The 24466-nt window shown below is 72.1% G+C and carries 25 protein-coding genes and 1 tRNA gene; 15 read left to right on the top strand and 11 right to left on the bottom strand.

What is annotated here, in order from left to right; all coding sequences use genetic code 11:
- The first annotated feature begins 222 nt into the window (after positions 1–222).
- Genes hslV through cutA form a run of 3 tightly spaced genes read left to right on the top strand, consistent with a single transcriptional unit; the run spans position 223 to position 2479 of the window.
- Positions 223–765: an ATP-dependent protease subunit HslV gene (gene hslV, locus ACESMR_RS16990; RefSeq protein WP_373048295.1), complete on the top strand. Its 543-nt coding sequence runs from the start codon at positions 223–225 to the stop codon at positions 763–765.
- Positions 762–2147 (top strand): ATP-dependent protease ATPase subunit HslU, encoded by a 1386-nt coding sequence (gene hslU, locus ACESMR_RS16985; protein ID WP_411293367.1) that lies wholly within the window; start codon positions 762–764, stop codon positions 2145–2147. The genes hslV and hslU overlap by 4 nt, the downstream gene beginning before the upstream one ends.
- A gap of 8 nt (positions 2148–2155) precedes the next feature.
- Complete coding sequence (gene cutA, locus ACESMR_RS16980; protein ID WP_373048294.1) at positions 2156–2479, top strand: divalent-cation tolerance protein CutA; 324 nt, start codon at positions 2156–2158, stop codon at positions 2477–2479.
- Here cutA and ACESMR_RS16975 read toward each other — a convergent pair.
- Positions 2476–2811 (bottom strand): response regulator, encoded by a 336-nt coding sequence (locus ACESMR_RS16975; RefSeq protein ID WP_373048293.1) that lies wholly within the window; start codon positions 2809–2811, stop codon positions 2476–2478. The two genes, cutA and ACESMR_RS16975, sit on opposite strands and share 4 nt — an antisense overlap.
- 420 nt (positions 2812–3231) lie before the next feature.
- Between ACESMR_RS16975 and ACESMR_RS16970 the strand changes: the two genes are divergently transcribed.
- A complete protein-coding gene (locus ACESMR_RS16970) occupies positions 3232–4920 on the top strand; it encodes an NAD+ synthase (RefSeq protein ID WP_373048292.1) in 1689 nt (562 codons plus the stop codon).
- Here ACESMR_RS16970 and ACESMR_RS16965 read toward each other — a convergent pair.
- Together ACESMR_RS16965 and ACESMR_RS16960 are read right to left on the bottom strand one after the other, a co-directional pair.
- Entirely contained in the window at positions 4911–5648 is a 738-nt protein-coding gene (locus tag ACESMR_RS16965; protein ID WP_373048291.1) for a Stp1/IreP family PP2C-type Ser/Thr phosphatase, read from the bottom strand. The genes ACESMR_RS16970 and ACESMR_RS16965 overlap by 10 nt on opposite strands.
- Positions 5649–5719: 71 nt before the next feature.
- Positions 5720–5932 carry a hypothetical protein gene (locus ACESMR_RS16960; RefSeq protein WP_373048290.1) on the bottom strand — a complete coding sequence of 71 codons (213 nt, stop codon included), beginning with the start codon at positions 5930–5932 and terminating at the stop codon, positions 5720–5722.
- Between the two features lie 158 nt (positions 5933–6090).
- Here ACESMR_RS16960 and ACESMR_RS16955 point away from each other — a divergent pair, with 158 nt between their 5' ends.
- The 3 genes from ACESMR_RS16955 (at position 6091) to ACESMR_RS16945 (ending at position 7496) form a co-directional block, all read left to right on the top strand.
- Positions 6091–6432, top strand: a complete 342-nt coding sequence (locus ACESMR_RS16955) for a Rieske (2Fe-2S) protein (RefSeq protein WP_373048289.1) — start codon at positions 6091–6093, stop codon at positions 6430–6432.
- A gap of 151 nt (positions 6433–6583) precedes the next feature.
- Positions 6584–6964: a response regulator gene (locus tag ACESMR_RS16950; RefSeq protein ID WP_373048288.1), complete on the top strand. Its 381-nt coding sequence runs from the start codon at positions 6584–6586 to the stop codon at positions 6962–6964.
- Positions 6965–7094: 130 nt separating this feature from the next.
- Complete coding sequence (locus ACESMR_RS16945) at positions 7095–7496, top strand: response regulator (RefSeq protein WP_373048287.1); 402 nt, start codon at positions 7095–7097, stop codon at positions 7494–7496.
- 55 nt (positions 7497–7551) lie between these two features.
- Here the strand turns inward: ACESMR_RS16945 and ACESMR_RS16940 are convergent, their stop codons facing one another.
- From ACESMR_RS16940 to ACESMR_RS16930, 3 genes are all read right to left on the bottom strand, one after another.
- Positions 7552–7932 (bottom strand): helix-turn-helix domain-containing protein, encoded by a 381-nt coding sequence (locus ACESMR_RS16940; RefSeq protein ID WP_373048286.1) that lies wholly within the window; start codon positions 7930–7932, stop codon positions 7552–7554.
- A gap of 183 nt (positions 7933–8115) precedes the next feature.
- Entirely contained in the window at positions 8116–8565 is a 450-nt protein-coding gene (locus tag ACESMR_RS16935) for a universal stress protein (protein WP_373048285.1), read from the bottom strand.
- A gap of 65 nt (positions 8566–8630) precedes the next feature.
- A complete protein-coding gene (locus tag ACESMR_RS16930; protein WP_373048284.1) occupies positions 8631–9308 on the bottom strand; it encodes a PHP domain-containing protein in 678 nt (225 codons plus the stop codon).
- Between the two features lie 132 nt (positions 9309–9440).
- Here ACESMR_RS16930 and ACESMR_RS16925 point away from each other — a divergent pair, with 132 nt between their 5' ends.
- Positions 9441–9731 carry a hypothetical protein gene (locus ACESMR_RS16925; protein ID WP_373048283.1) on the top strand — a complete coding sequence of 97 codons (291 nt, stop codon included), beginning with the start codon at positions 9441–9443 and terminating at the stop codon, positions 9729–9731.
- Here the strand turns inward: ACESMR_RS16925 and ACESMR_RS16920 are convergent.
- Positions 9728–10618 carry an amidohydrolase family protein gene (locus ACESMR_RS16920; RefSeq protein ID WP_373048282.1) on the bottom strand — a complete coding sequence of 297 codons (891 nt, stop codon included), beginning with the start codon at positions 10616–10618 and terminating at the stop codon, positions 9728–9730. The two genes, ACESMR_RS16925 and ACESMR_RS16920, sit on opposite strands and share 4 nt — an antisense overlap.
- Positions 10619–10665: 47 nt before the next feature.
- Between ACESMR_RS16920 and ACESMR_RS16915 the strand changes: the two genes are divergently transcribed.
- The 6 genes from ACESMR_RS16915 to topA all read left to right on the top strand — a co-directional run bounded on the left by ACESMR_RS16915 (position 10666) and on the right by topA (position 16495).
- The gene (locus tag ACESMR_RS16915; RefSeq protein ID WP_373048281.1) at positions 10666–10872 is read left to right on the top strand and encodes a DNA gyrase inhibitor YacG; all 207 of its coding nucleotides are present in this window, start codon (positions 10666–10668) and stop codon (positions 10870–10872) included.
- Between the two features lie 21 nt (positions 10873–10893).
- Positions 10894–11859 (top strand): 2-hydroxyacid dehydrogenase, encoded by a 966-nt coding sequence (locus ACESMR_RS16910; protein ID WP_373048280.1) that lies wholly within the window; start codon positions 10894–10896, stop codon positions 11857–11859.
- A 163-nt stretch (positions 11860–12022) separates the two neighbouring features.
- Positions 12023–12820, top strand: coding sequence for a tyrosine-protein phosphatase (locus ACESMR_RS16905; RefSeq protein WP_373048279.1), 798 nt, complete (start codon positions 12023–12025; stop codon positions 12818–12820).
- A 53-nt stretch (positions 12821–12873) separates the two neighbouring features.
- A tRNA-Met gene (locus tag ACESMR_RS16900) sits at positions 12874–12948 on the top strand.
- A 109-nt stretch (positions 12949–13057) separates the two neighbouring features.
- A complete protein-coding gene (locus ACESMR_RS16895) occupies positions 13058–14158 on the top strand; it encodes a DNA-processing protein DprA (protein ID WP_373048278.1) in 1101 nt (366 codons plus the stop codon).
- 15 nt (positions 14159–14173) lie between these two features.
- Entirely contained in the window at positions 14174–16495 is a 2322-nt protein-coding gene (gene topA, locus ACESMR_RS16890; RefSeq protein WP_373048277.1) for a type I DNA topoisomerase, read from the top strand.
- A 20-nt stretch (positions 16496–16515) separates the two neighbouring features.
- On the opposite strand, the gene ACESMR_RS16885 is transcribed toward topA, so the two are convergent.
- From ACESMR_RS16885 to ACESMR_RS16870, 4 genes are all read right to left on the bottom strand, one after another.
- Positions 16516–17508, bottom strand: coding sequence for a DUF3108 domain-containing protein (locus ACESMR_RS16885; RefSeq protein ID WP_373048276.1), 993 nt, complete (start codon positions 17506–17508; stop codon positions 16516–16518).
- Positions 17509–17784: 276 nt separating this feature from the next.
- Complete coding sequence (locus ACESMR_RS16880) at positions 17785–19593, bottom strand: glycoside hydrolase domain-containing protein (RefSeq protein ID WP_373048275.1); 1809 nt, start codon at positions 19591–19593, stop codon at positions 17785–17787.
- Positions 19594–19734: 141 nt separating this feature from the next.
- Positions 19735–21186: a hypothetical protein gene (locus ACESMR_RS16875; RefSeq protein ID WP_373048274.1), complete on the bottom strand. Its 1452-nt coding sequence runs from the start codon at positions 21184–21186 to the stop codon at positions 19735–19737.
- Positions 21187–21406: 220 nt separating this feature from the next.
- Complete coding sequence (locus ACESMR_RS16870; protein ID WP_373048273.1) at positions 21407–22261, bottom strand: DUF3108 domain-containing protein; 855 nt, start codon at positions 22259–22261, stop codon at positions 21407–21409.
- Between the two features lie 182 nt (positions 22262–22443).
- On the opposite strand from ACESMR_RS16870, the gene ACESMR_RS16865 reads away from it, so the two are divergent.
- Positions 22444–24465, top strand: a complete 2022-nt coding sequence (locus ACESMR_RS16865) for an alpha/beta hydrolase-fold protein (RefSeq protein WP_373048272.1) — start codon at positions 22444–22446, stop codon at positions 24463–24465.
- Position 24466 lies beyond the last annotated feature (1 nt).

Raw genomic sequence — 24466 nt, 5'->3', positions numbered from 1 at the left:
CGTCGTACCTCCAGCCGCTAGTACCCTCGGCCTGGTCAACAGTGACCGGCTGCCTTGCGTCCCGCTTGCGAAAGCCGGGCTGGAGCGTTCAGGCCTCGCTTGGGGCATGCGAGCGAGGGCAGGTTAGGGTCGCGCGGGGCGACCGGAAAGCTGCTGATAGACGCGAGCGAGGCATTAAGATGCGGCGACACGACGCGCGCCGACAGCGGCGCCGGAGGCCGCATGTCGATCGAGCTCCACGGAACCACCATCCTCGCCGTGCGCCGGGGCCCCCACGTGGTCCTCGCCGGCGACGGGCAGGTCAGCCTCAAGCGCACGGTGATGAAGGGCAACGCGCGCAAGCTGCGCCGCCTCGCCGAGGATCAGGTGATCGCCGGCTTCGCCGGCGCCACCGCCGACGCCTTCACCCTCTTCGACAAATTCGAGGGGAAGCTGCAGGCCTACGCCCGCAACCTCACCCGGGCGGCGGTGGAGCTGGCCAAGGAGTGGCGCACCGACCGCTACCTGCGGCAGCTCAACGCGATGCTGCTGGTGGCGGACCGCGAGCGCACGCTGATCCTCACCGGCAACGGCGACGTGATCGAGCCGGAGCACGGCGTCGCCGCCATCGGCAGCGGCGGCATCTACGCCCTCTCCGCCGCGCGGGCCCTGATCGAGAACACCGATCTCGATCCCCGGGTGATCGCCGAGAAGGCGATGGGGATCGCCGCCGACATCTGCGTCTACACCAACGACCGCATCGTCTACGAGGAGCTGCGCCCGTGAAGAACCTGACCCCCCGGGAGATCGTCGGCGAGCTCGACCGCTACATCGTCGGCCAGCGCGCCGCCAAGCGCGCGGTGGCGATCGCGCTGCGCAACCGCTGGCGCAGGCAGCAGGTCGATCCTTCGCTGCGCGACGAGATCGCGCCGAAGAACATCATCATGATCGGGCCCACCGGCGTCGGAAAGACCGAGATCGCCCGGCGCCTGGCGAAGCTGGCGTCGGCGCCCTTCGTGAAGGTGGAGGCGTCGAAGTTCACCGAGGTGGGCTACGTGGGCCGCGACGTGGAGTCGATGGTCCGCGACCTCGCCGAGGTGGCGCTGCAGCTCGTCCGCGACGAGGAGACCGAGCGGGTGCGCACCCGGGCGGCGCAGCTCGCCGAGGAGCGCCTCCTCGATCTGCTCGCGGGGCCGGTGGCGGCGGAGCGCGCCAGGGCCGGCTTCCTCGCGCCTGCAGCGGGGCCAGCAGAGCCTGCAGGCGGCACGCCGCGGGAACGGCTCCGCGCCGATCTGCGCGCAGGCAAACTCGACGCGCAGTGGGTGGAGATCGACGTCACCGAGGCGCCGCAGCTGCCGATGATGGGCGTCTTCGGCGGCCCCGGCGCAGGCGGCGACATGCCCGGCGGCTTCGACCTCGGGGAGATGTTCAAGAACCTGCCGCCTCCCTTCGGCGGCAGGGCGAAGAAGCAGAAGGTGAAGGTGCCCGAGGCCCGCACCCTCCTCGAGGGCGAGGAGGCGGGGAAGCTCGTCGATCAGGACAAGGTGAAGCGGGACGGCCTCCGCCGGGCGGAGGAGAGCGGGATCATCTTCATCGACGAGATCGACAAGGTGGCGGGGCGGCAGGGCGGCGGGCAGGGGCCCGACGTCTCCCGCGAAGGCGTGCAGCGGGACCTGCTGCCCATCGTCGAGGGCTCCACCGTCGCCACCAAATTCGGCCCCCTCAAGACCGACCACGTGCTCTTCGTGGCGGCGGGGGCCTTCCACGTGGCGAAGCCCTCCGACCTCATCCCCGAGCTGCAGGGGCGCTTCCCGATCCGGGTGGAGCTGGAGCCGCTCAAGCAGGGCGACTTCGTCCGCATCCTCGCCGAGCCGGAGAACTCGCTGCTCAAGCAGTACACGGCGCTGCTCGCCACCGAGGGGGTGGAGCTCTCCTTCGGCGAAGACGCGGTGGAGGAGCTGGCCCGCATCGCCCAGGAGGTGAACGAGCGCACCGAGAACATCGGCGCGAGGCGCCTCCACACGGTGATGGAGCGGCTCCTCGACGAGGTCTCCTTCGAGGCCTCGGAGTTGCCGCAGGGCCACCCGATCCGCATCGATGCCGCCTACGTACGGCAGCGGCTGCAGGACGTGGTGCAGGACGAGGATCTCTCCAAATACATCCTGTGAGGCAGATGATGACCGACGCGATCGTGGTGCTGGTGACCGTCTCCACGGCGGAGCAGGCGGCGGATCTGGCCAGGGCGCTGGTGGAGGAGCGGCTCGCCGCCTGCGGCAACGTCGTTCCGGGGCTGCGCTCGATCTACCGCTGGCAGGGCGAGGTGCAGGACGAGCCGGAGGTGCTGCTCCTGCTCAAGACGACCTCGGCGCTCTTCGAGAGGCTGCGGGGGCGGGTGGTGGAGCTGCACGCCTACGAGAACCCCGAGGTTCTCGCGCTGCCGGTGGAGGCCGGGCAACTGCCCTACCTCGACTGGATCCGGCAGGAGACGAAGGTGCTTTAGGCGACCATCTGGGCGATGGTCCGGTCGAGGGCGTCGAGATCGATCGGCTTCTCGATCACCGGGACGTCCCGGGGGAGCTGCCCCCGGGGCAGCCCCGAGAGGTAGATGATCCCCCGGTGGCCCCCGGCGCGGAGGCGCTCCGCCACGGCGGGACCGGTGGTGCCCCGGAGCAGCCCGTCGAGGAGCACCACGTCGGGGCCGAAGTCGTGGGCTTCCTCCGGCGCCTGGAAGCCGTCGGCGAGGAGCCGCACCGCGTGGCCCCTGCAGACGAGCCACTCGCCCAGGACCTCGAGGAGCTCGCGATCGTCGTCGATGAGCAGCACGCGTGCCATCTCAGCTCCCGGTGGCCCGCTTCGCGGGCGCCAGCTGGTGGAGGGCTGCCGCCAGGACCTGCAGGGGCAACCCGAAAATCGGAAAACGCGCCTCGATTGCACGCCGGATGCAGGCCTCGCAGAGCCAGACCCGTCCGGCGACCCGTACCGCCAGCGTCGCCTCGCAGCGTTCGCAGCAACCAGGAGCCATCGCTTTCGTGACCTCGCAGCGTGTGGACGAGGACCGGTGTAGCAGGCCCCGGGAGGTGGGAGAAAGCGCCGCTTGGGGGTCATCAGAAAAGCCGCTCAACCTGCGCGGTTGCGGCATCCGCCGACGAACACTGACGAAAAACGGACGGCTGCCGCACTGCGTCGCGGGGCCGGAAGCGCTTGCCCGCTGCCGATCGAGCGGGCAGGCTCCGCTCCGACGGAGGCAGCAGCATGCGAATCGCGATCGGCCAGTTCAACGCAACCATCGGCGCCTTCGGGAGCAACGTGGAGAAGATCCGCACGCTCGGAAGGCGGGCGCTGGCGGAGGGAGCGGAGCTCCTCCTCCTGCCGGAGCAGTCGATTCCGGGGTACCCCGCGCGGGATTTCCTCGACCTCCCCGAGTTCGTGCAGGGCAACGTCGCCGCCCTCGAGCAGCTCCGGAGCGACCCGGACCTCCAGGAGCTGGCGGTGCTGGTGGGCTACGCCGAACCCCACGGCGGCGTGGGCGCAGGGCTCTACAACTCGGTGGCCTTCCTCCACGGCGGCGCCGAGAAGGCCACCGCCCGCAAGCTCCTCCTGCCGACCTACGACGTCTTCGACGAGGGGCGCTACTTCGACGCGGGCAGCGACGTGGTGCTGGTCGACCACGGCGGCATCCGGGTGGCGGTGACCATCTGCGAGGACATCTGGAACGACAAGATCTTCTGGCAGCGCCGCCGCTACGAGCGCGATCCGATCGAGGAGGCGGTGGGGCGGGGCGCGCAGCTGGTGCTCAACCTCTCCGCCTCACCCTTCATCATCGGCAAGCCCGCGCTGCGGGAGCGGATGCTCGGTGCGGCGGCGCGGCGCCATCGGGTGCCGATCGTCTACTGCAACCTGGTGGGCGGCAACGACTCGCTGGTGTTCGACGGCAGGAGCCTCGTGATCGGCGCGGACGGCAAGGTGCTCCACCGCGGCGCCCACTTCGCCGAGGATTTCCTGGTCGTCGACGTGAAGCCCGCAGCGGTCCACGAGCCCGGCGAGCCCTACCGGGCGGAGGCGGCGCTTCCGGTGCCGGGCGCGTCGGTCTCCGCCGAGGACCTCGACCAGCTCCACGACGCGCTCACCCTGGGCCTCCGGGATTATTGCGCGAGGACCGGCTTCCGCTCGGTGCTGCTCGGCCTCTCCGGCGGGATCGATTCTGCCCTCACCGCGGCGATCGCTGCGCGTGCGCTGGGGCCGGAGAACGTGCTCGGCGTCGCGATGCCCTCCCGCTACACCTCGGCGATGTCGAACGAGGACGCCGAGGCCCTCGCCCGGAACCTCGGGATCCGATTCGAGTCGGTGCCGATCGAGAAGGCCTACGGCGCCTTCACCGAGACGCTGGCGCCGCTCTTCGCCGGCACGCAGCCGGACCTCACCGAGGAGAACCTGCAGGCCCGCAGCCGCGGCGTGATCCTGATGGCGCTCTCCAACAAATTCGGATCGCTCCTGCTCACCACCGGCAACAAGAGCGAGATCGGCGTGGGCTACTGCACCCTCTACGGCGACATGGCCGGGGGCCTCGCGGTCATCGGCGACCTGCCCAAGACGCTGGTCTACCAGCTGTCACGCCACCTCAACCGCGAGCGCGAGGTGATCCCCGAGCGGATCATCACCAGGCCGCCCTCCGCGGAGCTCCGCGAGAACCAGACCGACCAGGACAGCCTGCCGCCCTACGAGGTGCTCGATCGGATCCTGCGGGGCTACGTCCTCGAGAAGCGCTCGGTGGCGGAGCTGGTGGCGCAGGGGGACGACGAGGCCACCGTGCGCCGGGTGCTCTCGCTGGTGATCGCCTCGGAGTACAAGCGGCGGCAGGGTGCGCCCAACCTCAAGGTGACGCCCCGCGCGTTCGGCGAGGGGTGGCGCTTTCCCATCGCCCACCGCTTCCGCTACCGGTAGCGGGCCAGGGCCACGGTGATGTTGTCGGCGCCGCCCGCTTCGTTGGCGGCGTCGACGAGGCGCCTGCACGCCGTGTCGAGATCGGGCTCGCTCGCCAGGATCGCGGCGATCGCCTCGTCGACCACCATGTTGGTGAGGCCGTCGGTGCAGAGGAGGTAGAGGTCCCCCGGCGCGACCACCTCCTCGAACGTCTCCGGCTCGAGCTCGGGCTCGGTGCCGAGGGAGCGCGTGATCACGTTCTTGAGCGGGAAGCGGGCGATCTCCTCGGGGGAGGGCTGGCGGATCTGGATGAACTCCTGCAGGAGCGAATGATCGGTGGTGCGCTGCTCGAGCCTGCCGGCGCGGTAGCGATAGGCGCGCGAATCGCCCGCCCAGGCGATCGCGATCCGGCCCTTGCCGAGAAGGGCGGCCACCGCGGTGGTACCCATGCCGCGGAGCGCCGGGTCCGCTTCCGATCGCTGGTGGATCTGGTTGGATGCGTCGACCAGCGCCGAGCGCAGGCTCGCTGCAGGTTCGCCCCCGGGCGCCTGCGCCACCGCGCGGTGGATGGCCGCGACGGCGAGCCCGCTCGCGACCTCGCCGGAGGCATGACCGCCCATGCCGTCGCAGACGCAGACCAGGCCGAGGGCCGGATCGATGCGGACTGCGTCCTCGTTGCTTTCGCGGACCCGGCCCGGATCCGAGCAGGCCGTGCTCTCCCAGGCCGGGGTCGTCGAGTTGGCTGCCACGGCGGTCCCTCCCGTCTCACACCGGGTAAGGATACCGGGTGGCAGCCTGCCGACAAGGAAGCGCGACAGACTCAGCCGAAATCGAGCTCCTCGATCTCGTCGTCCTCGTCGTCGTAGGCGTCGTCGTCCTCTTCTTCGTCGAGGGCGGCGCTGGCCTCCTCGGTGTCGTCCTCCTCGTCCTCGGCTTCGTCGTCTTCGAAGAGGGTGGCCTCGCCTTCCCAGTCGAGGAAGCTCTCCTCTTCGTCGTTCATCTTGCGTGCGCGTGCGTTGTCGAACGGTGCCATCGCCGCCTCCCTTTCGCCCCCACCCGTTCCCCGGCCCCTGCCGGTTGATGCGGAAGCTAGGCACGTCGATTTCGGTGACAAGCAGGCGCGTTGACCCCGCCGCCCCCCGTTCGCTACGGTGCCGCGCCCGCCTGCTTTTCACGCGAGAAACGGCCCCCATGGAACGCACCGCCATCGCCTCCAGCGCCCAGCTCCCAGAGGGCGGCGCCATCCGCTTCCGTGCGAGCAGCGGCGGCGCCGCCGTCGACGCCTTCGTGATCCGCTTCCGCGGCGCGCTCCACGCCTACGTGAACCGTTGCACCCACCGCGAGGTGGAGCTCGACCTGGGCAACGGCAGCTTCTTCCATCCGGACGGCACGCGGTTGCTCTGCAGGGCCCACGGCGCCCTCTACGAGCCCGGCACCGGTGCCTGCGCCGGCGGCATGTGTCCGAAGGGGAGCGCCCTCACCCCCGTCGCCGTCGAGGAGATCGACGGCGTGATCTACGCGCTGCCGGGCTGACGCCTGCTCGCTGTGGGAGCGCCGCCCTTCGGGGGCCCACGTGGGCTTGGCCGCCAGGCTGCCTGCACCCCTACCTTGCACGCAGGGGAGGGCTCCGGCGCACACCGCGGGGCCGATGCAGCCGAACCCGGGGGGAGAGGCAGGCGGACCGATGAAGGTGCTCGTGGTGGAAGACGACCGCGACTACGCCGCGCTCCTGTCGAGGTGGCTGGGGCGCGAGGGTTTCGCGGTGGAGACGGTCGAGGATGGAGCCGAGGCCTACGCGCGCCTCGCCGGCGGCGGTTTCGACGCAGCGGTGATCGATCTGCTCCTGCCCTCGGTCGGCGGCGCGGAGTTGCTCCACTGCATCCGCGCCGACGCGCGTCTCTCCGATCTGCGTGTGGTCGTCCACACCGCGCTGCCGATCACGCCGGAGCGGGCGACGCTTCTGGCTGGGGCCGACGTGGTGCTGGAGAAGGCGGGGTTCGTGCTCCCGCTGGTCAAGGCGCTCGCGGCGCTGGTGCAGGAGCCGGGACGGCGGGAGATCGGCTGACGCCCGGGTGGCTCCCGGCCAGGGGCTTCCCTGCCCAAAGGTGCGGCGCAAGCTTGATCGCGTCCGGCCATCGGGTGTGCGGATCTCGAGGACGCGCAGCGTGAGCCGCGGCGGTCGGAGGGAGGTACGGATGGAGCCCTGCTCCGTGCTGGTGGTGGAGGACGACGTCGACTGCGCCGAGGTGATCGCGGAAGCCCTGCGCACCTGCGGTCACGACGTGGCGGTGGCTGCCCGTGCCGAGTTGCTTCGAGAGCACCTGGAGCGCCATCGACCCGACGTGCTGCTCGTGGACGGGCATCTCGGCGCCGTCGACGGGATCGAGCTGGTGCGGGAGCTGCGGGAGGGGCCGCTCGCTGGCGTCCCCGTCCTGCTCACCACGGGCCGGGCGAGGGCCGAGGTGGCGCGGGCGGCGCGTGCCGCGGGAATCGAGCGGATCCTGGTCAAGCCGCTGGACCTCGCGGTGCTCTTCGACGCGGTGCGGACGGCGGTGGAACGGACGCGGGCAGCGCGGCCACGGGTGGCCTGCCGCTGATCCGCAGGGAGTTGCCGCCGGCCCCGCACCGCGAGGGGCCGGCAGCGTCCCGCCTTCAGGCCCGCTTGGCCTGCTTCCGGCTGGCTGCGGCGTCCCGATCGCCGGCGAGGGCACGGGCGATGCGGCGGATCGCCTCGATGTCGGCGCGGGGAAGCTTCAGATCCGAGAGCTCCTCGGCGAGGCGGCGCGCGTCGGCCTTCATGCTGGCCGTCTCGTCGACGGTGAGGAGGATGGCCGGGTCGACGTCGAGGGCCGAGGCGAGGGCGGCCAGTGCCTCGAGCGAGGGGGTGCGCTCGCCGCGCTCGACCATGCTGACCATGGCGTTGGAGAGGGTGGACCTGCGGGCGAGCTCCGGCTGCGACCAGCCGCGTTCGAGGCGGAGGTCGCGAACCCGGTTCGCGATGCGGTTGGAGAGATCCTTGGTTCTGGCGTTCATGCGGTGGTGACCCCGCTGCGGGCGGCAGCATTGGCGTTCGCACACTGAGTAACAAACGAGGAGGTCGGTTTCAAGCGCACTCGCACAGACAGTGCGAAGCCGCGTGTTGACCCGAAGTGAAGGGAGCGGGTCCCGCGCCCTGGCAGGCCCCAGCCCCGATCGGACGTGTGAGCCGGCAAAAGGTTACGAGGGTTCTGATACGCCTTGTGAATCGCGGTGAACCAGAACGGGAATGGGCGCGTGCGCCACCACCTGCGAGGCGACGCTACCGAGGAGAAAGCGCCGGATGCCGCTGCGGCCATGGCTACCGACGACGAGGAGATCGTAGCCACGGAGCCGCGCCTCCTCCACCAGGCTGGAGGCGGGCTGCCCATGCAGCACCTTCTCCTCGACGTGCAGCTCGGCAGGTAGCCTGGCGCGTGCCTGCTGCAGGATCCGCCCGGACTCCTCGGCCGCGCGGCGATCGTATTCGACCAGGGTCAGCGCGGCCGCATCGACGAAGACCGGCGCTGGCGCCACCACGTGGCAGATCGTGACGTCGCCGCCTCCCTCCGTTGCGAGCCGCCCTGCAGCCGCTGCAGCTGCGAGGGAGACCTCCGAACCGTCGACGCCGACCAGGATCCTGCGGAACATCGTGCCCCCTCCGTGCAACGGTGCCGGGCCCCGCTGCCTGCGGCGCCCGGCACGCTTCGTTTCAGCTAGCCGCGGGACGCGCCGGCCTGCGCCTGCTCGTGGCGCACCACCGGGGCGCGATGGCCCGCTGCGGCGCGCGGCGGCGGACCGAAGACGGCGCGGGCCCTGCCGCTGCGGATCGCCACCGCGAGATCGCGCCCCGAGCGCACGTCCGCGTCGATCAGCGTGTGGCAATCGCCGACCGACGTGCCGCTGCCGCCGCGGAAGCCCGAGCCCGCCACCGTGAAGAGGCCCAGCCTGCGCGCCTCCTCGAGCTGCTGGTCGGTGGGCAGCTCGCCGTTCGCGGAGTAGACCTCGATCCCCTGCACGCCGAGATCCACCAGGCGCTGCAGGGAGGGCGCTCCGTCGTCGAAGGGATAGGCCACCACCGCCGTGCCGCCCTCGGCGCGGATCCGTCCGATCGCCGTCTCGAGGTCGTCGAGGGGCGGAAGCGAACCGGAGAAGCCGTAGGCGAGCAGGCTCACGTCGTCGACGATGAGGTATTCCGCCGAGAGCACGATGAGCTGCGTCTCCGTGCGCTGCCGCAGGCTCACGAGCTCCCGCTCGGACCACCGCTCGCCGAGCTCGGTGAGCACCAGGCCATCGAGTCCCGCCTGCTCCGCGAGGCGGACGAGCCGATCGGCGGTCGGTGCGCCGGCAACCGAGCGCGCGCTGTGGACATGCACGTCGAATCGAAGGGTCACGCATTACCTCCTTTGCACCTTCTGACGATGGCCCTGCCGCCGCACTCCGGCAACGCGGCGTGCCGGCGTTGACCGGAGCGGGAGGAGGCGCGAGGATCGAGCCCTCGAACGCATCCCGACGAGGTGAACCGCATGGCTCGATCCGGATCCCGGCGCCACGCCGCCGGCACCGTCGATCTCACGGCGACGCTGGAGCGGCTCGCCGTGCGGCTCGGCGACGAGATCGGCGCGGGGATCGCCCGTGCCCTCGGCAGCGCGCCGGCAGCGCAGGAAGCGACGCAGCGCCGGAAGAAGCGCTGTGCGCACGAGGGCTGCGACCGCGACGCTGCGGCCAAGGGCCTGTGCAAGAGCCACTACAACCTGATGCTCTACCACCGCCGGAAGAAGGAGCGGTCGGCTGGCGCAGGGCGCAGGCGCAGCTAATCGATGCGGAAGAGCCGGGCGGCGTTCCCGCCGAGGATCGCCCGGAGCGCCGCCGGCTCGAGCCCCGCCGCTTCGAGCGTCCGCAGCTCCGTATCCCAGGCGTAGGGCAGGTTGGGAAAGTCGGTGCCGTAGAGGATCCGATCGGGATGGGCCCGGACCAGGGCGAGCGCGCGATCGAGCCAGCGCTGGGCCTCGTCGCCCTGCGCCTTGCCGCCGGGACCCACGGGGAAGAAGCCGGCGAGGGCCATGGTGGTGTCGAGGTGGAGGTTCTCGTGATCGCCGAGGAGCGCCGCGACCTCCTCCATCCGCTCCGCGCCGAGGTGCGGAACGACGAGCTGGGTGCGCCGGTGGCGGGCGAGGGCACGGGCGAGGGCGCGGGGCGTGCAGAGCGCCTGGACGTCGCAGCCGTAGGCCGGGGAGGCGGGCGCGTCGCCGGCGTGGATCACCACCGGAACGCCGTGGGCCGCAGCAGCGGCGTAAACGTCGTCGAGGCGCGGGTCGTCGGGGGCGACGCATTGCACGTGGCAGTGGATCTTGACTCCCCTGCAGCGCAAGGGGCCGAGGGCCTCGTCGAGGATCGCGCCGGCGCCGGGCTCGCCCGGCAGCACGGTGGCGCAGGGCACGACGCGGGGCTCCTCCGCCGCGAGGTCCGCGACGAATCGGTTGAGCGCCGCCGCCATGCCGGGTAGGTGGGCGTAGTGCAGGGCGACGACGCGGTCGACGCCTGCATCGAGGAGGTGGCGCACCACCTCCCGGGCCTGCAGGCGGTAATGCGCCTGCACCGGCCATGCGTGGCGATCGAACCAGCGCCAGATCGCCTCGAAGACCCGGGGCGGAAAGGCGTGCACGTGGGCATCGATCACGCGCATCGTGCGCAGGGTGTCCATGGGTGCCAGTCTACCCCGCGGTGGCGACGAGCGAGGACGAACGAAGAATGAGCGAGCTGCGTTGCGTGATCTGCAGCAAGCCGGTGGAACGCCGGCCTGTGAACCCCTACTACCCCTTCTGCTCGCACCGCTGCAGGCTGGTCGATCTCGGCAAGTGGATCGGCGAGGAGTACAAGGTGCCGGCGCAGCCCGGGGAGCTCGACGAGGAGGCCCTCGCCGTGCTCGAGGGCGAGAGCGGCGACACGGAACATTGAACGCGCTATAGGCGGAGCACCATGCGCGTCTTCGTTTCCCGTCCCCTGCCGCAGGCCGCGATGGAGCGGCTCGCTTCCCGTTTCGAGCTCACCGTCGGCCCCGCCGATCGCGCCACCACCCCGGAAGAGCTCCTCGCCGGCGCCCGCGACGCGGACGCACTCGTCGCGATGCTCTCCGACCGGATCGACGCCGCCTTCCTCGACGCCTGCCCGCGGCTGCGGGTGGTGGCCAACTACGCGGTGGGCGTGAACAACGTCGATCTCGAGGCGGCCACCGTGCGCGGCGTCCAGGTCTGCAACACGCCCGGCGTCCTCACCGACGCCACCGCCGATCTCGCCTTCGGCCTGCTCCTCTCGGTGGCGCGGCGGATCCCCGAGAGCGAGCGCTACCTGCGCGAAGGCCGCTTCGACGGCTGGGCGCCGCTGCTCTTCCTCGGCGCCGACCTCGCCGGCGCCACCCTCGGCATCGTCGGCATGGGGCGGATCGGCCAGGCGATGGCGCGGCGGGCGAAGGGCTTCGGCATGGAGATCGTCTACGCGGCGCGCCGGCCCCTCGACGCGGCGACGGAGGCGGCGCTCGGGGCGCGGCGCCTTCCCTTCGAGGAGCTGCTGGCCGCGAGCGATTTCCTCTCGCTCCATTGCCCGCTCACCGAGGAGACGCGGCACCTCCTCGATGCGCCGGCGCTTTCGCGGATGAAGCGCGGCGCCTTCCTGATCAACACCGCCCGCGGACCGGTGGTGGACGAGGCGGCGCTGGTGGAGGCGCTGGAGCGCGGCCACCTCGGCGGCGCGGGGCTCGACGTCTACGAGCGGGAGCCGACGGTGCATCCTGGCCTCCTGCAGCGGGGCGACGTGGTGCTCGCGCCGCATACCGGCAGCGCCACCACCGGCACCAGGCTGAAGATGGCGCTGATGGTCTGCGAGGACGTGGAGCGCGTTCTCGCCGGCGCGGCGCCGCTGCGGCCGGTGAACCGGCCGCGGCGCTGAAGGGCCGTCCAGGAATTGGACGGCCCGGAAGAGCGGAGCCGAAGGCGGAGCCGACAAGAAGCAGGCTTTCCGCGCGCGAGCGCGTGTCCGGCAATCGGTCCCGGCCACGCCGGGGCCGATTGCTGGACGAGCCTTGACGCGCGTACGTGGTATGGAACGGCCCATGGATTACGTCGACCTGCACTGCCACCTGCTCTGGGGCATCGACGATGGGGCGAAGAGCGAGGCCGACTCGATCGAGATGGCGCGGGTGCTCCACGCCCTCGGCTACCGCCACGTGGCGTGCTCGCCCCACGCCCGGCCGGAGTTCGCCAGCGACGACGAGGCCCTCTGCGAAGCACGCCGGGCCGAGGTGCAGGCGGCGCTGCAGCGGGAGGGGATCGATCTCACCCTCCACAAGAACGCCGAGAACGTGCTCGACGCGGAGCTCCTCGAGCGCGTGGTCGATCGCCGCAGGCCGGTGGGGCAGGGGCCCTTCCTCCTCGCCGAGGCGCCGCACCTCGCGCCGCTGCCGCAGCTGCCGGATCTGCTCTTCCGCCTCAAGGTGAAGGGCGTGACGCCGCTGGTGGCGCATCCCGAGCGCTGCCGCGAATTCGAGAAGCCCGGCCGTGCGGCGGAAGCGGTGCGCGGCGGCGCCTACCTGCAGCTCGACATCGGCGCGCTGATCGGGCGCTACGGTCCCTCGGCGAAGAAGCTCGCGCGGGCCTTCCTCGCCGACGGGCTCTACGCGGTGGCTGCCACCGACCTCCACTCGCCCCGGGATGCTGCGAAGTGGGTGGGTGATTCGATCGCCGAGTTGAAGGCGCTGGCCGGGGAGGCGGAGGCGCTCCGTCTGCTCCGGGACGGGCCGGCGGCGATCCTCCGCGGGGCGGTTCCGCCGGAGGCCACGGGGCCTGCGCCGGCGTCGCAGGCGGGCGGAATGGGACGGGTGGTGGCCTGGTTGAAGAGGCCTTTTTCCTGATTGACAGCCAGGGGTCGGATCCCTACTATCCGCCCCGCTTTACGGCGCTTTCTGGTTACGTAGCTCAAGGGTAGAGCACTGGTCTCATAAGCCGGTTGTTGGTGGTTCAAATCCACCCGTAACCACCAGATACGGCCCCGATCGCTTCCGCGGTCGGGGCCGTTCTTTTTTGCCGCCGGCTCGATGTCGGACCCCCGCGCTACGCTCGCTCCCGTCCTTGTCGACCGGGGAGGGGAGATGGAGAGCGAACGGGAGCGGGCGTTGCGGATCGCGCTCTGGATGGTCCGCGGGATCTCCGCGCAGGCGATCGATCGGATCGCGGGGCAGGACTTCGTCGGCACCTGCCTCGGCGACAGGCGCGCGCTCGCCGAGGCGATGGCGCTGCGCGAGGGAGGTCGGGAGGCGCTCCTCGCGGCGCCGCCGGATCTCGCCGCGTGGGCCGCGGCGCAGGAGGCGGCGCTGCGCTCGAGGGGCGGGCGCTTCGTCCTGCGGGGCGAGGCAGGCTATCCGCACCTGGGCACATTGGACGATCGGCCCGAGGTGCTCTCGGTGCGTGGCGACCTCTGCGGCGCCGGGGGCGGAGCGCTTCCCCGCGCGGTGGCGGTGATCGGATCCCGCCGGGCCGATCCGGGCACGGTGGGGCTGGCGCGCCGCTTCGGCGCTGCGCTGGCGCGGGCGGGGTTCACCGTGGTCTCCGGAGGCGCACTGGGGATCGACGCCGCTGCCCACGAGGGCGCCCTCGAGGCAGGCGGCGAGACCGTGGCGGTGCTGGGCAGCGGGCTGCTGCGGCCGACGCCCGCCCGCAACCGCGGCCTCTTCGCGAGGATCCTCGCAGCAGGGGGCGGCCTCTGCTCGGAGCTGCCGCCAGGCGAGGGGGCGATGAAGTGGCATTTCCCCAGGCGGAACCGGCTGGTGGCTGCGCTCGCCCGGGCGGTGGTGGTGGTGCGGGCCGCAGCAGGCAGCGGCTGCTTCCATACCGTGGACGCGGCGCACCGGCTGGGCCGGCAGGTGATCGCGGTGCCGGCGCCGGCGGTGGGGGCCCGCAACGCCTACGGCGAGGCGCTGCTCCGGGGCGAGGGGGACCGGCCGCCGGCATCGCCGGCGGGGGACGTGGACGAGCTGCTCGCCCTCTTCGGCAGGCAGCGCGAGCGGCCCGTGGCAGCGGGGCTGGAACCGGAGGAGCAGCAGGTGCTAAGTGCCCTGGGCGAGGCGCCCGCTCCGTTGGGGGCCATCGCCGCCGCCGTCGGGATCGAGGCGGGGGTCGCAGCACGGATCCTCGCGCGGCTCTGCGCCAGGGGCCTCGCCAGGGCGGCGGGGCCCGGCCGCTTCGCCGCCTGAATGGAAGGAGCCTTCTTGGCCAGCCGTCTCGTCATCGTCGAGTCTCCCGCCAAGGCGCGCACGCTGCAGCGCTACCTGGGCAACGACTGGACGGTGCGCGCCACCGGCGGCCACGTGAAGGATCTGCCGGAGGGGCGGCTCGCCATCGATCTCACCGGGAGCTACCAGCCCGAGTACCAGGTCGCCAGGGGCAAGGGACACGTGCTCCAGGAGCTGGCCCGGGAGGCCCGCGTGGCGGAGGAGGTCTTCCTCGCCACCGATCCGGATCGCGAGGGCGAGGCGATCGCCTGGCACGTCGCCGAGGAGCTCGGGCTCGAGGGCCGGGCGCGGCGGGCGCGGATCCTCGAGATCACGCCGGCGGGGCTGGAGCGGGCGCTGCGCGAGGCAGGTCCCCTCGACCGGGCGCGCTACGACGCGCAGCAGGCGCGTCGCGTGGTCGACCGCATCGTCGGCTTCCAGCTGGCGCCGCTCCTCGGCAAGGTGATCCAGCGCGGGCTCTCCGCGGGCCGGGTGCAATCGCTGGCGCTGCGGCTGGTGGTGGAGCGGGAGCAGCGGCGGCGCACCTTCCGCGGCGCCACGCGAAGGTGGGTGGAGGCGACCTGCACGCCGGCGAAGGGCAGGGCGTTCGTGGCCCGCTGCGAGGCGGCGACGCGGCAGGAGGCGGAGGCGATCGCCGCGGCCTTGCACGGAGCAGCCGCGCAGGTGGACCGCGTGGAGTCGAGCGAGCTTTTGCGGCCGGCGCCGCCGCCCTTCGTCACCGCGGCGCTGCAGCGCGAAGGGTACGAGCGGCTCCATTTCGGCCTGAAGAAGACGATGCGGCTCGCGCAGCAGCTCTACGAGGGGGTGGATCTCGGGCCTGCGGGGCCGGTCTCGCTGATCACCTACGCGCGCACCGACTCGCCGCGGGTGAGCGAGCTGGCGCAGCAGGCTGCCCGGCGTCTCCTCGCCGCGCGCTTCGGCGGAGCGGCGCTGCCGGCGGAGCCGCCGGTGCACGTGGTCGGGGCCGCTGCGCAGGACGCCCACGAGGCGATTCGGCCCGCCTCGGTGGAACTCGATCCGGCGCTGGTGAAGCAGCACGTCGACCGCGACACCGGCAGGCTCTACGAGCTGATCTGGAAGCGCTTCTGCGGAAGCCAGCTCGGCCCTGCGCGCTACGACGCGCGCCGCATCGAGGTGGTGGCGGGCGCCCATCGCTTCGTCGCGAGCGGCGCCGCGCTGCGCGAGCCCGGCTTCCTCGCGGTCTGGGACGGCAAACACCAGGAGCCCTTCGTCGGCGAGAAGGTGCAGCTGGGGCCCGTCGCGAAGCTGCCCGCGGTGGAGGCTGGCGATGCGCTCGCGGTGGAGGGGATCGCGGTGGTGGAGGAGGTGGAGGATCCGCCGCCGCCCTTCACCGAGGCGACCCTGCTCGCCGCGCTGGAGCAGCACGGCATCGGCAGGCCCTCCACCTGGACGCAGGTGGTGGAGACCCTGGTCGACCGCGGCTACGTGCAGCGGACCCGCGGGTTGCTCGCCGCCACCGAGCTGGGCGAAGCGGTGGTGGGTCTGCTGCTGCAGGCGGTGCCGGAGCTCGTCGATCCGGAGCTCACCGCGCGGCTCGAGGCCGACCTCGATCGCGTGGGCAGCGGGAGCAGCGATTGGGTCGAGGCGGTGCGCCGCTTCCACCAGCCCTTCGACCAGCGGCTCCGGGAGGCGAAGGAGCGCTTCGGCGCCACCGCGAAGAAGGGGCTCGTCGACACGCCTTGCGAGAAGTGCGGCAAGCCGCTGGCGCTGCGCTGGGGGCGGTCGGGGCCCTTCCTCTCGTGTTCCGGTTATCCGGCCTGCAGGTTCACCCGGGATCTGGCGCGGCCCGGTGAGGCGGCGTCGCTGGTGATCGGCGGTGGTGGTGCCGCAGCGCAGAACGCCGCGGTGTCGGCTGCGGACGGCACGCCGCTGCTCGTCGCCGAGGAGCCGCCGCTGGCGCCGCCCACCCACGGCAACTGCCCGCGCTGCGGATCGGCGCTGGTGGAGCGGCGGGGGCGGAGCGGGCCCTTCCTCTCCTGCAGCGCCTACCCTGCCTGCAGGACCGCGGTGCCGATGTCGACCGGCGTGAAATGCCCCGCCTGCAACGAAGGCGAGCTCGCCGAGAAGCGCTCGCGGCAGGGGCGGACCTTCTTCGGCTGCAACCGCTACCCGGCCTGCTCCCATGCGATGCGGGAGCGGCCGGTGCCGCAGCCGTGCCCGCGCTGCGGCGCGGGCTTCGTGGTGCAGCGCTTCTCGCGGCGGGAGGGCGGGGTGCTTGCCTGCGCTGCCGACGGCTGCGGCCACTGGCAGCCCATCGCCGAAGCGCTGGCGGACTGAAACGTCGCGCGCTCGGGCCGTTACTCCTCGAGCTTGCCGGGCTGCTGGGCGGGCGCGCCCTGCGCCGGGGCGGCAGGGGCTGCGGCAGGCTGGGCGTCGGGCCTCTCGGTCTCGTCCACCTCGGCGGTGGTCGGCTCCTCCACGATCAGCGACTCCTCGCTCTCGCCGGCGGTGCCGCCCTGGTCGACGTGGGTGAGCTGCGCCCGCACCGCGCCGAGGTCGATCACCCCCAGCGACGCTACGGGCAACCTGCGCTCGTCGTTCGAGATCCAGACGTGGACCTCGCGGCGGGCGGCGGGGTTGTCGGTGCGTACCGCCTCGCCCTCGAGGTGCCACGCCTCGAAGACGCCGGCGGGCACCTTCACCGTCTCCAGCCCCTTCACCTTGCCCGTAACGCGCCAGAGCTTGCGGATCGAGTAGGCGTCGAAGCAGACGCTCATCCCTTGCCGGTAGTCGAGGGTCCGCAGGTAGTAGATCGCCGAGACCGGATCGAAAGCCTCGTTGAGGTAGGCGTGGCTGCTCTTGCGCCTGGCGTTGTTGCGCTTGTAGTCGATGCGGATCTTGCCGCCCTCGCTCGGCCGCTCGAAGACCACCACCGCCGACTTGGTGAGCTTGCCCTCCTTGCTGTTCTCCTCGTAGCGGCGCGGATGCATGTCGCGGGCGCGCACGTAGGAGGTGGAGCGGCCGCGCACCTTGCGGATCTTCGAGAAGAAGGAGTTCGAGGCGGCGAGGGCGCGGAAGGGAAGCTCCGCCGACTTGCCCTTGCCCACCGGCGGCAGCGCGACGAGCGAGAGCTTGCCCGCCCTGGCGCCGACCACGTCGATGTCGAAGGAGAGGCGCTCGCCTGGCTGCCACGGCAGGTTCTCGCCGACGGAAGTCGGCAGCGGCGGGCAGACGTCACGCCCAGGCACCTTCTTCGCGGGATGGCCCGTGGGCCTGGGGGCTGCGACTGCGGTGACCGGCGGGAGGGCGAGGCATCCGGCGATCAACCCGGCGAGCAGGGAGCGGAGCATGCGGCGTGTCCTCGTCAGCGGCGTTGCTTGCCGCTCGTCGGCCCGGTCCATCCGAGCGTACTGGAACGACAGACGCGCGGTGGCGCGCGCCTATTCTTTCGGCGTGCGGGCCTGCGGCAAAGGAGCGGGCCCTCCGAGCGTGTGGAGAAAAGGGTCCGGCGAGCGCCGGGCCGCTTTCTCCGCTCGCGCTTCGCGCGAGAGACGCTCCTTCTTGCGTTCGCTCCGCCTTCGGCTCCGCTGGAGAGTTTGTTTCACAAACTCTCCCTCGCCTTCAGCCTACCGCGTGCCACCTGCCGGGCGCTTGCCGGCGAGGAAGTCGAGGAGCTCGTTCCGGGCCGACTCGACGGCGCCGGGATCGTCGGTGACCCGGTAGGGCGCGGCGGCGATCGCCTTCGCCGCCCGCATCGCCAGCGCGGCGCCGCCGGGCCTGGCGGCGACGAGGCGGAGCAGCTCGTAGTCCTCGAGCCCGTCGCGCACGTGGATCAGGCGGAGGGAGCCCACCGGCACGTGGGTCTTGCCGCCGATCCGCCCGGGCGTGCCGGGGTAGAAGAAGGTTCCGTCGCCGTTGCCGCCGAAGGCCCAGAGGGCGCCGGGGCTCCAGGGATCCTGCGCCTTCCCCTCGGGGGCGTAGGCGATCACGGTGTCCCAGTAGAGCTCCCCGCCGATCCCCTCCGCGTGGGCGAGCCAGCCCATCGCCCGGGCCCGGCTCCCTGCGGCGTCGACCACGTAGGAGGGCCAGCCCCGGAAATAGGCGGCGTCGTCGTTCTGCAGCTCGAAACCCTCGCCGCAGCCGTGGGAGGAGCAGCTCTGGTACCACCAGAGCTTCGCGCCGCGCTCCACCGCCTGCCGGTACGCCGCCTGCGGCGCCCGCCACGAGCACCACTCGTCTTCGCTCTTCTTCACGTAGAGGCAGTTGAGGTTCGGCGTCCAGAGATCGACCGGCCCCACCAGCGCGGGATCGAGCGAGGCGGTGAGGAGCACGCGGATCGAGTCGTCCGCCTTCTTCACCAGCTTCGCCCGCTCGAGGATCGGCGGCAGCTCCTCGCGCTTCGGCTCGTCGTGGGCGTAGTCGAAGAGGAGCGCCTCCCAGCCCTTCTCCTCGTGGTGCTTCACGATCGCCCGCCAGTAGGCGATGCGATCCGCGTCGCTCGCGAGCTTCGGGTGGGTGCGGAGATCGACGGTGGTGGCCCTGGCGCCGGAGGGGAGCGCGCTGCCGTCGAGGAAGGGGGCGAGCTCGCGGTCGTATTGCGAGAAGTCGAGCACGAGCTTCTTGCCCTCCTTGCGGAAGGGCGGCGGATCGAAGGTGCCGCCATGGGCCGAGATGCGGTGGCGGAGCAGGGCGGTGCGGTAGAGCCGATCGAGGGCGAGGACCTCCTCCTCCGTGCCGGCCCTGCCGTAGTGGCCCAGGGCGGCGCGGCGGGAGGAGAAGCCGAAGCTGGTGTCCAGGCTCGAGGTCGTTGGCAGCGCCTCCCGCTCGATCCGCAGCGCTAGGGGCACGTGCCGCTCGCTCGCGCCGATCGAGAGGGCCACCTGCGCTTCGCGCTCGCCGGGCGTCGCCTCCCCGCCCACGCAGACCTCGACCAGGATCGCGCGGCTCTCCCCCGAGGGGATCGCGAAGGGGAAGGCGCTGCGTTCCTCGCCGACGTAGGGGTCCACCGCCGGCACGAGGGGATCGGGCCAGCGCCCTGCGGCGCCCTCCGGGCCGGAGGCCTTCTTCAGCTCGACGAGCTCCACCCGGTGGAGCAGCACGTCGACCCCGTCGCCGAGGCTGCCGTCGATCCGCGCGCGCACGGTGGTGGGGGCCTCGCCTGCCCGCACCGCGATCTGCGCCGCCTCGCACTCGCCCCGCAGCGCCCGCAGGCCGATCCGATCGGCGCCTTCTGGTTCGTCGTCCGGGCGCAGCTTGGCCAGGGAGGAGATCACCGCCACCTGCTCGGTGGCCTTCGGCGCCGGCGCCCCCGCCTGTGGAACCAGCTTCGCCGCAGCGGCGTCGCCCGCAGCGAAGACGTCACCCGATCCGAAGGCGAGGGCTGCGAGTCCGCCGCCCACCACCAGCACCGCAAGCAAGCCGATCCAGGTCTTCATGGGGCCCAAAGCTCGGCACCCCTGCGGCCCATGGCAACGCGTGGCTGCGTCTTGTCCACTCGGCCCCGCTGGCGCGGGACCAGGCGGACAAGAAGCGCGCTTGCGCGCAAACTGCTTTGCGTTGGAGCGCCCCACTGGGCGCTACAGTTCCGTCGAGATCTCGAAGAGCAGGCGGTTCCCGCCGCCATATTTGGCCAGCTTGTCGAGGGCCTTGCCGACGCTGCCGGTGAGCCACTCGTAGGGGCCCTCGTCCCGGGGGGGCTGCGAGGGGCCGGGGGCGGGGGTGGGCTCGGGCTGCGTCGGCGGGCGATCGAGCCGCTGCTGCTCCGCGGCGATGGGCAGGTATTGCCCCACCGCCGCCGCGAGGCGGAAGCGGCCCACCGGCACGTAGAGCGCGCCGGTGAGGCCGAGCAGATCGGCCCGGGCCGGCCGGATCTCCTCGGCGGCGAGGGCGCGCTGCAGCGTGCCGGAGGTGATCGAGAAGTCGGTGGGATGGAGGAGCATCCGGAAGAATTGCGCCCCCACCGCGAAGCCGACGCCGTCCTCCACGTGGCGGTCCCAGCCCAGGGCGAATTGGTGGCCCTCGATCCGGTAGCCGCCGTCGAAGAAGAGCCCCATGTCGTAATCGACCTGGAGGAAGGCCCGCGCCGCAGCGGTGCCCACCTCCTCGCCCTGCGAGGCACCCGTGAGCGAGGAGTGGACGTAGCGGCCGCGGATCTGCCCCTTGCCCGTCTCCGCGTCGAAGCCGCCGAAGTAGCGCTCCCGGCGCATGCCGAGATCGACCTGGGCGATGGTGCCGGTGCCGTCCGCCTCCATGGTGTCGTCGAAGCGGTAGACCTCGCTGTCGAAGCCGAGCCGCAGGGCGAGCCAGGGCAGCGGCTTGCCGCCTGCCTCCGCCCAGAGATCCTGCACGTCCTCGAGCACGATGCCGCCGGTGAGCCAGGCGACGTTGCGGCGGCCGAGCTCGGCGCCGAGCTCCGACTCGCTCTGGAGATCGTCGATCCGGTAGTTCACCTCGGGCGACTGGATCTTCCGGGAGACGCCGTCGGGGACGGTGAGCTGGTAATCCCAGGAGGCGCTGCGCCTGCGGTACCAGGCCTCGACGAGGGGCCCGGGGCGGTAGCGCGCCTCGAGGAGCCAGGAGGGTCCGCCTTCGCCGTTCGCTCCCACCGACCCCGCCAGGGAGACGCCCCAGGGGAGCGCGGTGGCGACGCCGACGTCGACGCCGTCCCGGGACTCCACCGAGTCGATGAGCGTGCCGTCCTCGCTGGTGGCGAGGTGGAGCCTGCCGGTCTCCCGCCGCACCCCGACGAAGACGGTGGCGGGGATCTCGTCGAAGACCGGCCGCAAGGGGACGAGGGCGGTGAGCCGGAGCTTGCGATCCCAGGCCTCGGTTCCCGCGTAGCGCCCCGCGTCCATCCGCAGGATCGCCTCGTTCTCGAGCGAGAGCCGCAGCTCCGGGCGTTCCTGCGTGGCGAGGAGGGTGGGGCGCTCGAGGCGCCGGGCCTCGGCCCACCGGTCCCGGAAGACCGCAGCGCCACCGCTGCCCAGCCGATCGACGTCGCCGTCGAGGAAGAGCCGGAGAATGGGCAATGCCCCCGCTTCCAGGGGAAGGAGCACCGCCAACCCGAACGCCGCCCAACGCCACACCCGCACAGCCACCACTCCCATGGACGCCGGATGCGCCCGGGGATCACGGTGGGGGCGGTGGGGTGGGGGGGCAAGCGAGCCGCCGCCGCTGTGCAAGGGCGAGACGGTGGCCGTGCAAGGGTGACCCGGCCCGGGCGCCCGCCCGGCACGATCGAGCCACCGGTCAGAGGCGGATGCCGCGCTTGGCTTCGACCAGCTCGGCCACGATCGACCCGAGGGCGAACTCCGCCTCGAATTTGATCGGCACGTGGCGCTCGTCGTTGGAGAACCAGGCGAGCACGTCCCGCTTCGAGGCGAACTGGCCGTCGAAGCCGAGCTGGATCCGCACCGCCACCGCGTCGAAGGTGCCGGCCTTCGTCTTCACCTGCTCCTGCTTCTCGACGACGCAGCGCAGCTTGAAGACCTTCTTGCCGGTGAAGACGTCGACCTCCTCGACGCTGCCCGGGGTGAGGGGGCGGCGCCGCAGCTCGAAGATCGCGCCGGCGATGTCGTAGCTTCCGGCGGGGATCTGGTAGGTCTTCTTCGAACGCTCGCCGCTCCACTCGCGGATCCGCATCACCTCCGCCTTGCCGCTGGCGTGGTCGAGCTTCGAGGTGCTCCGGTGGCGCTTGCCGCCTTCGTCGGCGAAGAGGTCGGCGCCGATCACCCGGCCGCTCTCGGGGTGCCACCAGGTCACGAATTTGTCGCGCACGGTGTAGACCGAGTCGAAGAGGGAGTCGGTCCGCGCCTGCACCACCACCGGCCAGGCCTTCACGCCGTCGCGCTCCGAGCCGAGGCCGACGCTGATCCGCGCCTTGCCCGCGGTCATACCCAGGGCGGTGATCTTGTAGACGAGCTCCTCGCCAGGGGTGAAGGCGTGGGCCGCGGCCTTCTGCATCTCGGCGACGACGTTCTCCGCCGCCACCTCGGTGGCGACGCTCGTCTCGGCGGTGCCCTCGGTGGCTGGCGCCGCCCCTGCCGGCGCGACGAACGTGAGCAAGAGGGCTGCGACGAGCGGGACGATGCGGTGGCGCTGCACGGCTCTCACCTCCTCGAGGGCACCCGTCGACCGGGCGCCACATCTGCACCGACGCTGCCCGCGGCGGGCTTGTTCAACTGGCATCGAAGCGGCCCCTCCACGCTACCACGCCCCCCTGCGGCCCGCTCCAGACCCCCTGCCGCCTGCTTGCCTGCTTCGGGGCGGCTTCCCACCTTGGGGGGATGCGTCGCCTCGCCCTGCTCCCGCTCGTCGCCCTCGCCGCCTGCTCCGACCCGGAGGAGAAGGCGCCGGCGCCCACGTACCGCGCCATCGCTGGCTTCTCGATGGGGGCGATGGGCGCCACCTTCGTCGGGGGCGCGAACCCCGAGCGCTTCGACGCCATCGGCTCGCTGGGCGGCCCCGTCGACGTGGACTACCTGCTCGGCTACCTCGAGCGCTCCTGGGTCGGCGGCTTCTGCACCCTCGCGGAGCTGGAGGCGATCCTCGCCGCCCACCCCGGTGACCCGGCGGTCCTCGACGATCCGGCGCGGCTCCCCTGCATGGCGCCGGCTGCGGCGCAGGCCGAGGCGGTCCTTCCGGAGCACGCCCAATCCTTCGTGGGCTGGATCTACGGCGACAACGGCGGCTCCTTCGATCGCGACGCCTACCTCGACCTCTTCACCGATCTCTCCCTCGCGTTCGGAAATCCCCTCACCCACAACCCCGACTCGCCCTTCCTGCCACCGGGCGTGAGCGCGGCCGATCTCGACAGGGGCGCCGCGCTCTGCGACGCGCCGGTGGTGATCGAAGGGCTCCACAACGCCGAGTACAACCCCGACGGCAGCTACCCGGTGATCACCTTCTGCGACGGCGAGGAGCCCGCGCTCTTCTGCGCCGACACCGGCACCCCGATCGATTTCTGCGCGGGCGATCCGGACGAGCTCTGCGCAGCGGAGGGCGGGGTGGTCACCGCCACCGAGCGGGAGCGGGGCGATCTCTTCCGCGCTGCGGCGGGGGCCTACGCCGCCTGCTGGGATCACCGCCGCCCGGTGCCCTTCGCCCTCGCCGTCGACCTGAACCGCAACGGCAGGCGGGACTACGGCGAGCCGCTGGTGGTCAACGCCCACGAGCGCTGGGACGACGTCGGCGCCGACGGTTGCGCCAACGATCGCGAGGATGGCAGCGGCGGCTGCAGCGCGTCGGGCGCCACCGGGGATCCCAACGGCGACGACTACCACTGGCGCGATAATCCCGGCGGGACCGAAGGGAATTGGCAGCACGACGAGGGTGAGCCCTTCCGCGACTTCGGCCTCGACGGCGTCGAGGGCACCGGTGATTTCGGCGAAGGGGACGGCGTCTTCAGCGAGGCGCCGGGAAGGACCCGCTTCCGCAGCTTCGATCCCGACGCGCTCCTCTCCAGCTGGAGCGGGGCGGAGCGCCGCCGCCTCGGCTACTACGCCGATGGCGGGATCCGGGACCTCTTCAACTTCGGCGTCTCCGCCGCCCACGCCTGGAGCCACTTCGCCGCAGGGCACGAGGGGGCCCGGGCCTACCTCGGCCTCGCCGACCTCCCCGGCGCGCCGGCGAAGGACAGCGAGCTCGATCCCCTCGCCCTGCGCGCGGACGATCTGCCCAGGCGGATGCTCTTCCTCTACGGCGACCCCGCTGCGGCCCCCGCGGCGATCCGCGCCGGCGACGGCGACCACGTGGGTACCAGCCGGCAGCTGCTCAACCGCTTCTACCTCTTCCTGCGCTGGCTCTCGGTGCGCTGGGCGGACGTCGAGGATCCGCCCGCGGATCGCAGCGGCGTGCAGAGCCGCACCCACGATCTCGTCTACGAATCGGCAGCCCTCGGCGCGGAGCGAAATTACACGGTGGTCCTGCCGCCCGGGTACGACGATCCCCGCAACGCCGAGGCCCGCTACCCGGTGCTCTACCTCCTCCATGGCTACGGGATGCAGCCCGGCAGCAACGGCGGCTTCGCCGAGTCGGCGCTCCTCTTCGACGGGGCGATGGCCTCCGGGGCGCTGCGCAAGATGATCGTCGTCTTCCCCTCGGGCCGCTGCTGCCACGAGGACGGGGCGGGCAACCGCATCTGCACCGAGGATCGGCCGGACGGCTACGGCCGCGAGTGCCGCTCCGGCACCTTCTTCGTCGACAGGGCGGGCGTCGGCGCCGGCGACGACACCCGCTACGGCGAAGCGATCCTCGAGCTCCTGGACGAGGTGGATCGCCGCTTCCGCACCCGCTCCGCCGGGCGATGAA

This window comes from Vulgatibacter sp. (assembly GCF_041687135.1).
GTDB lineage: Bacteria > Myxococcota > Myxococcia > Myxococcales > Vulgatibacteraceae > JAWLCN01.
The sequence above is the reverse complement of the archived record's forward strand: the minus strand, read 5'-3'. Positions and strand labels throughout refer to the sequence as shown.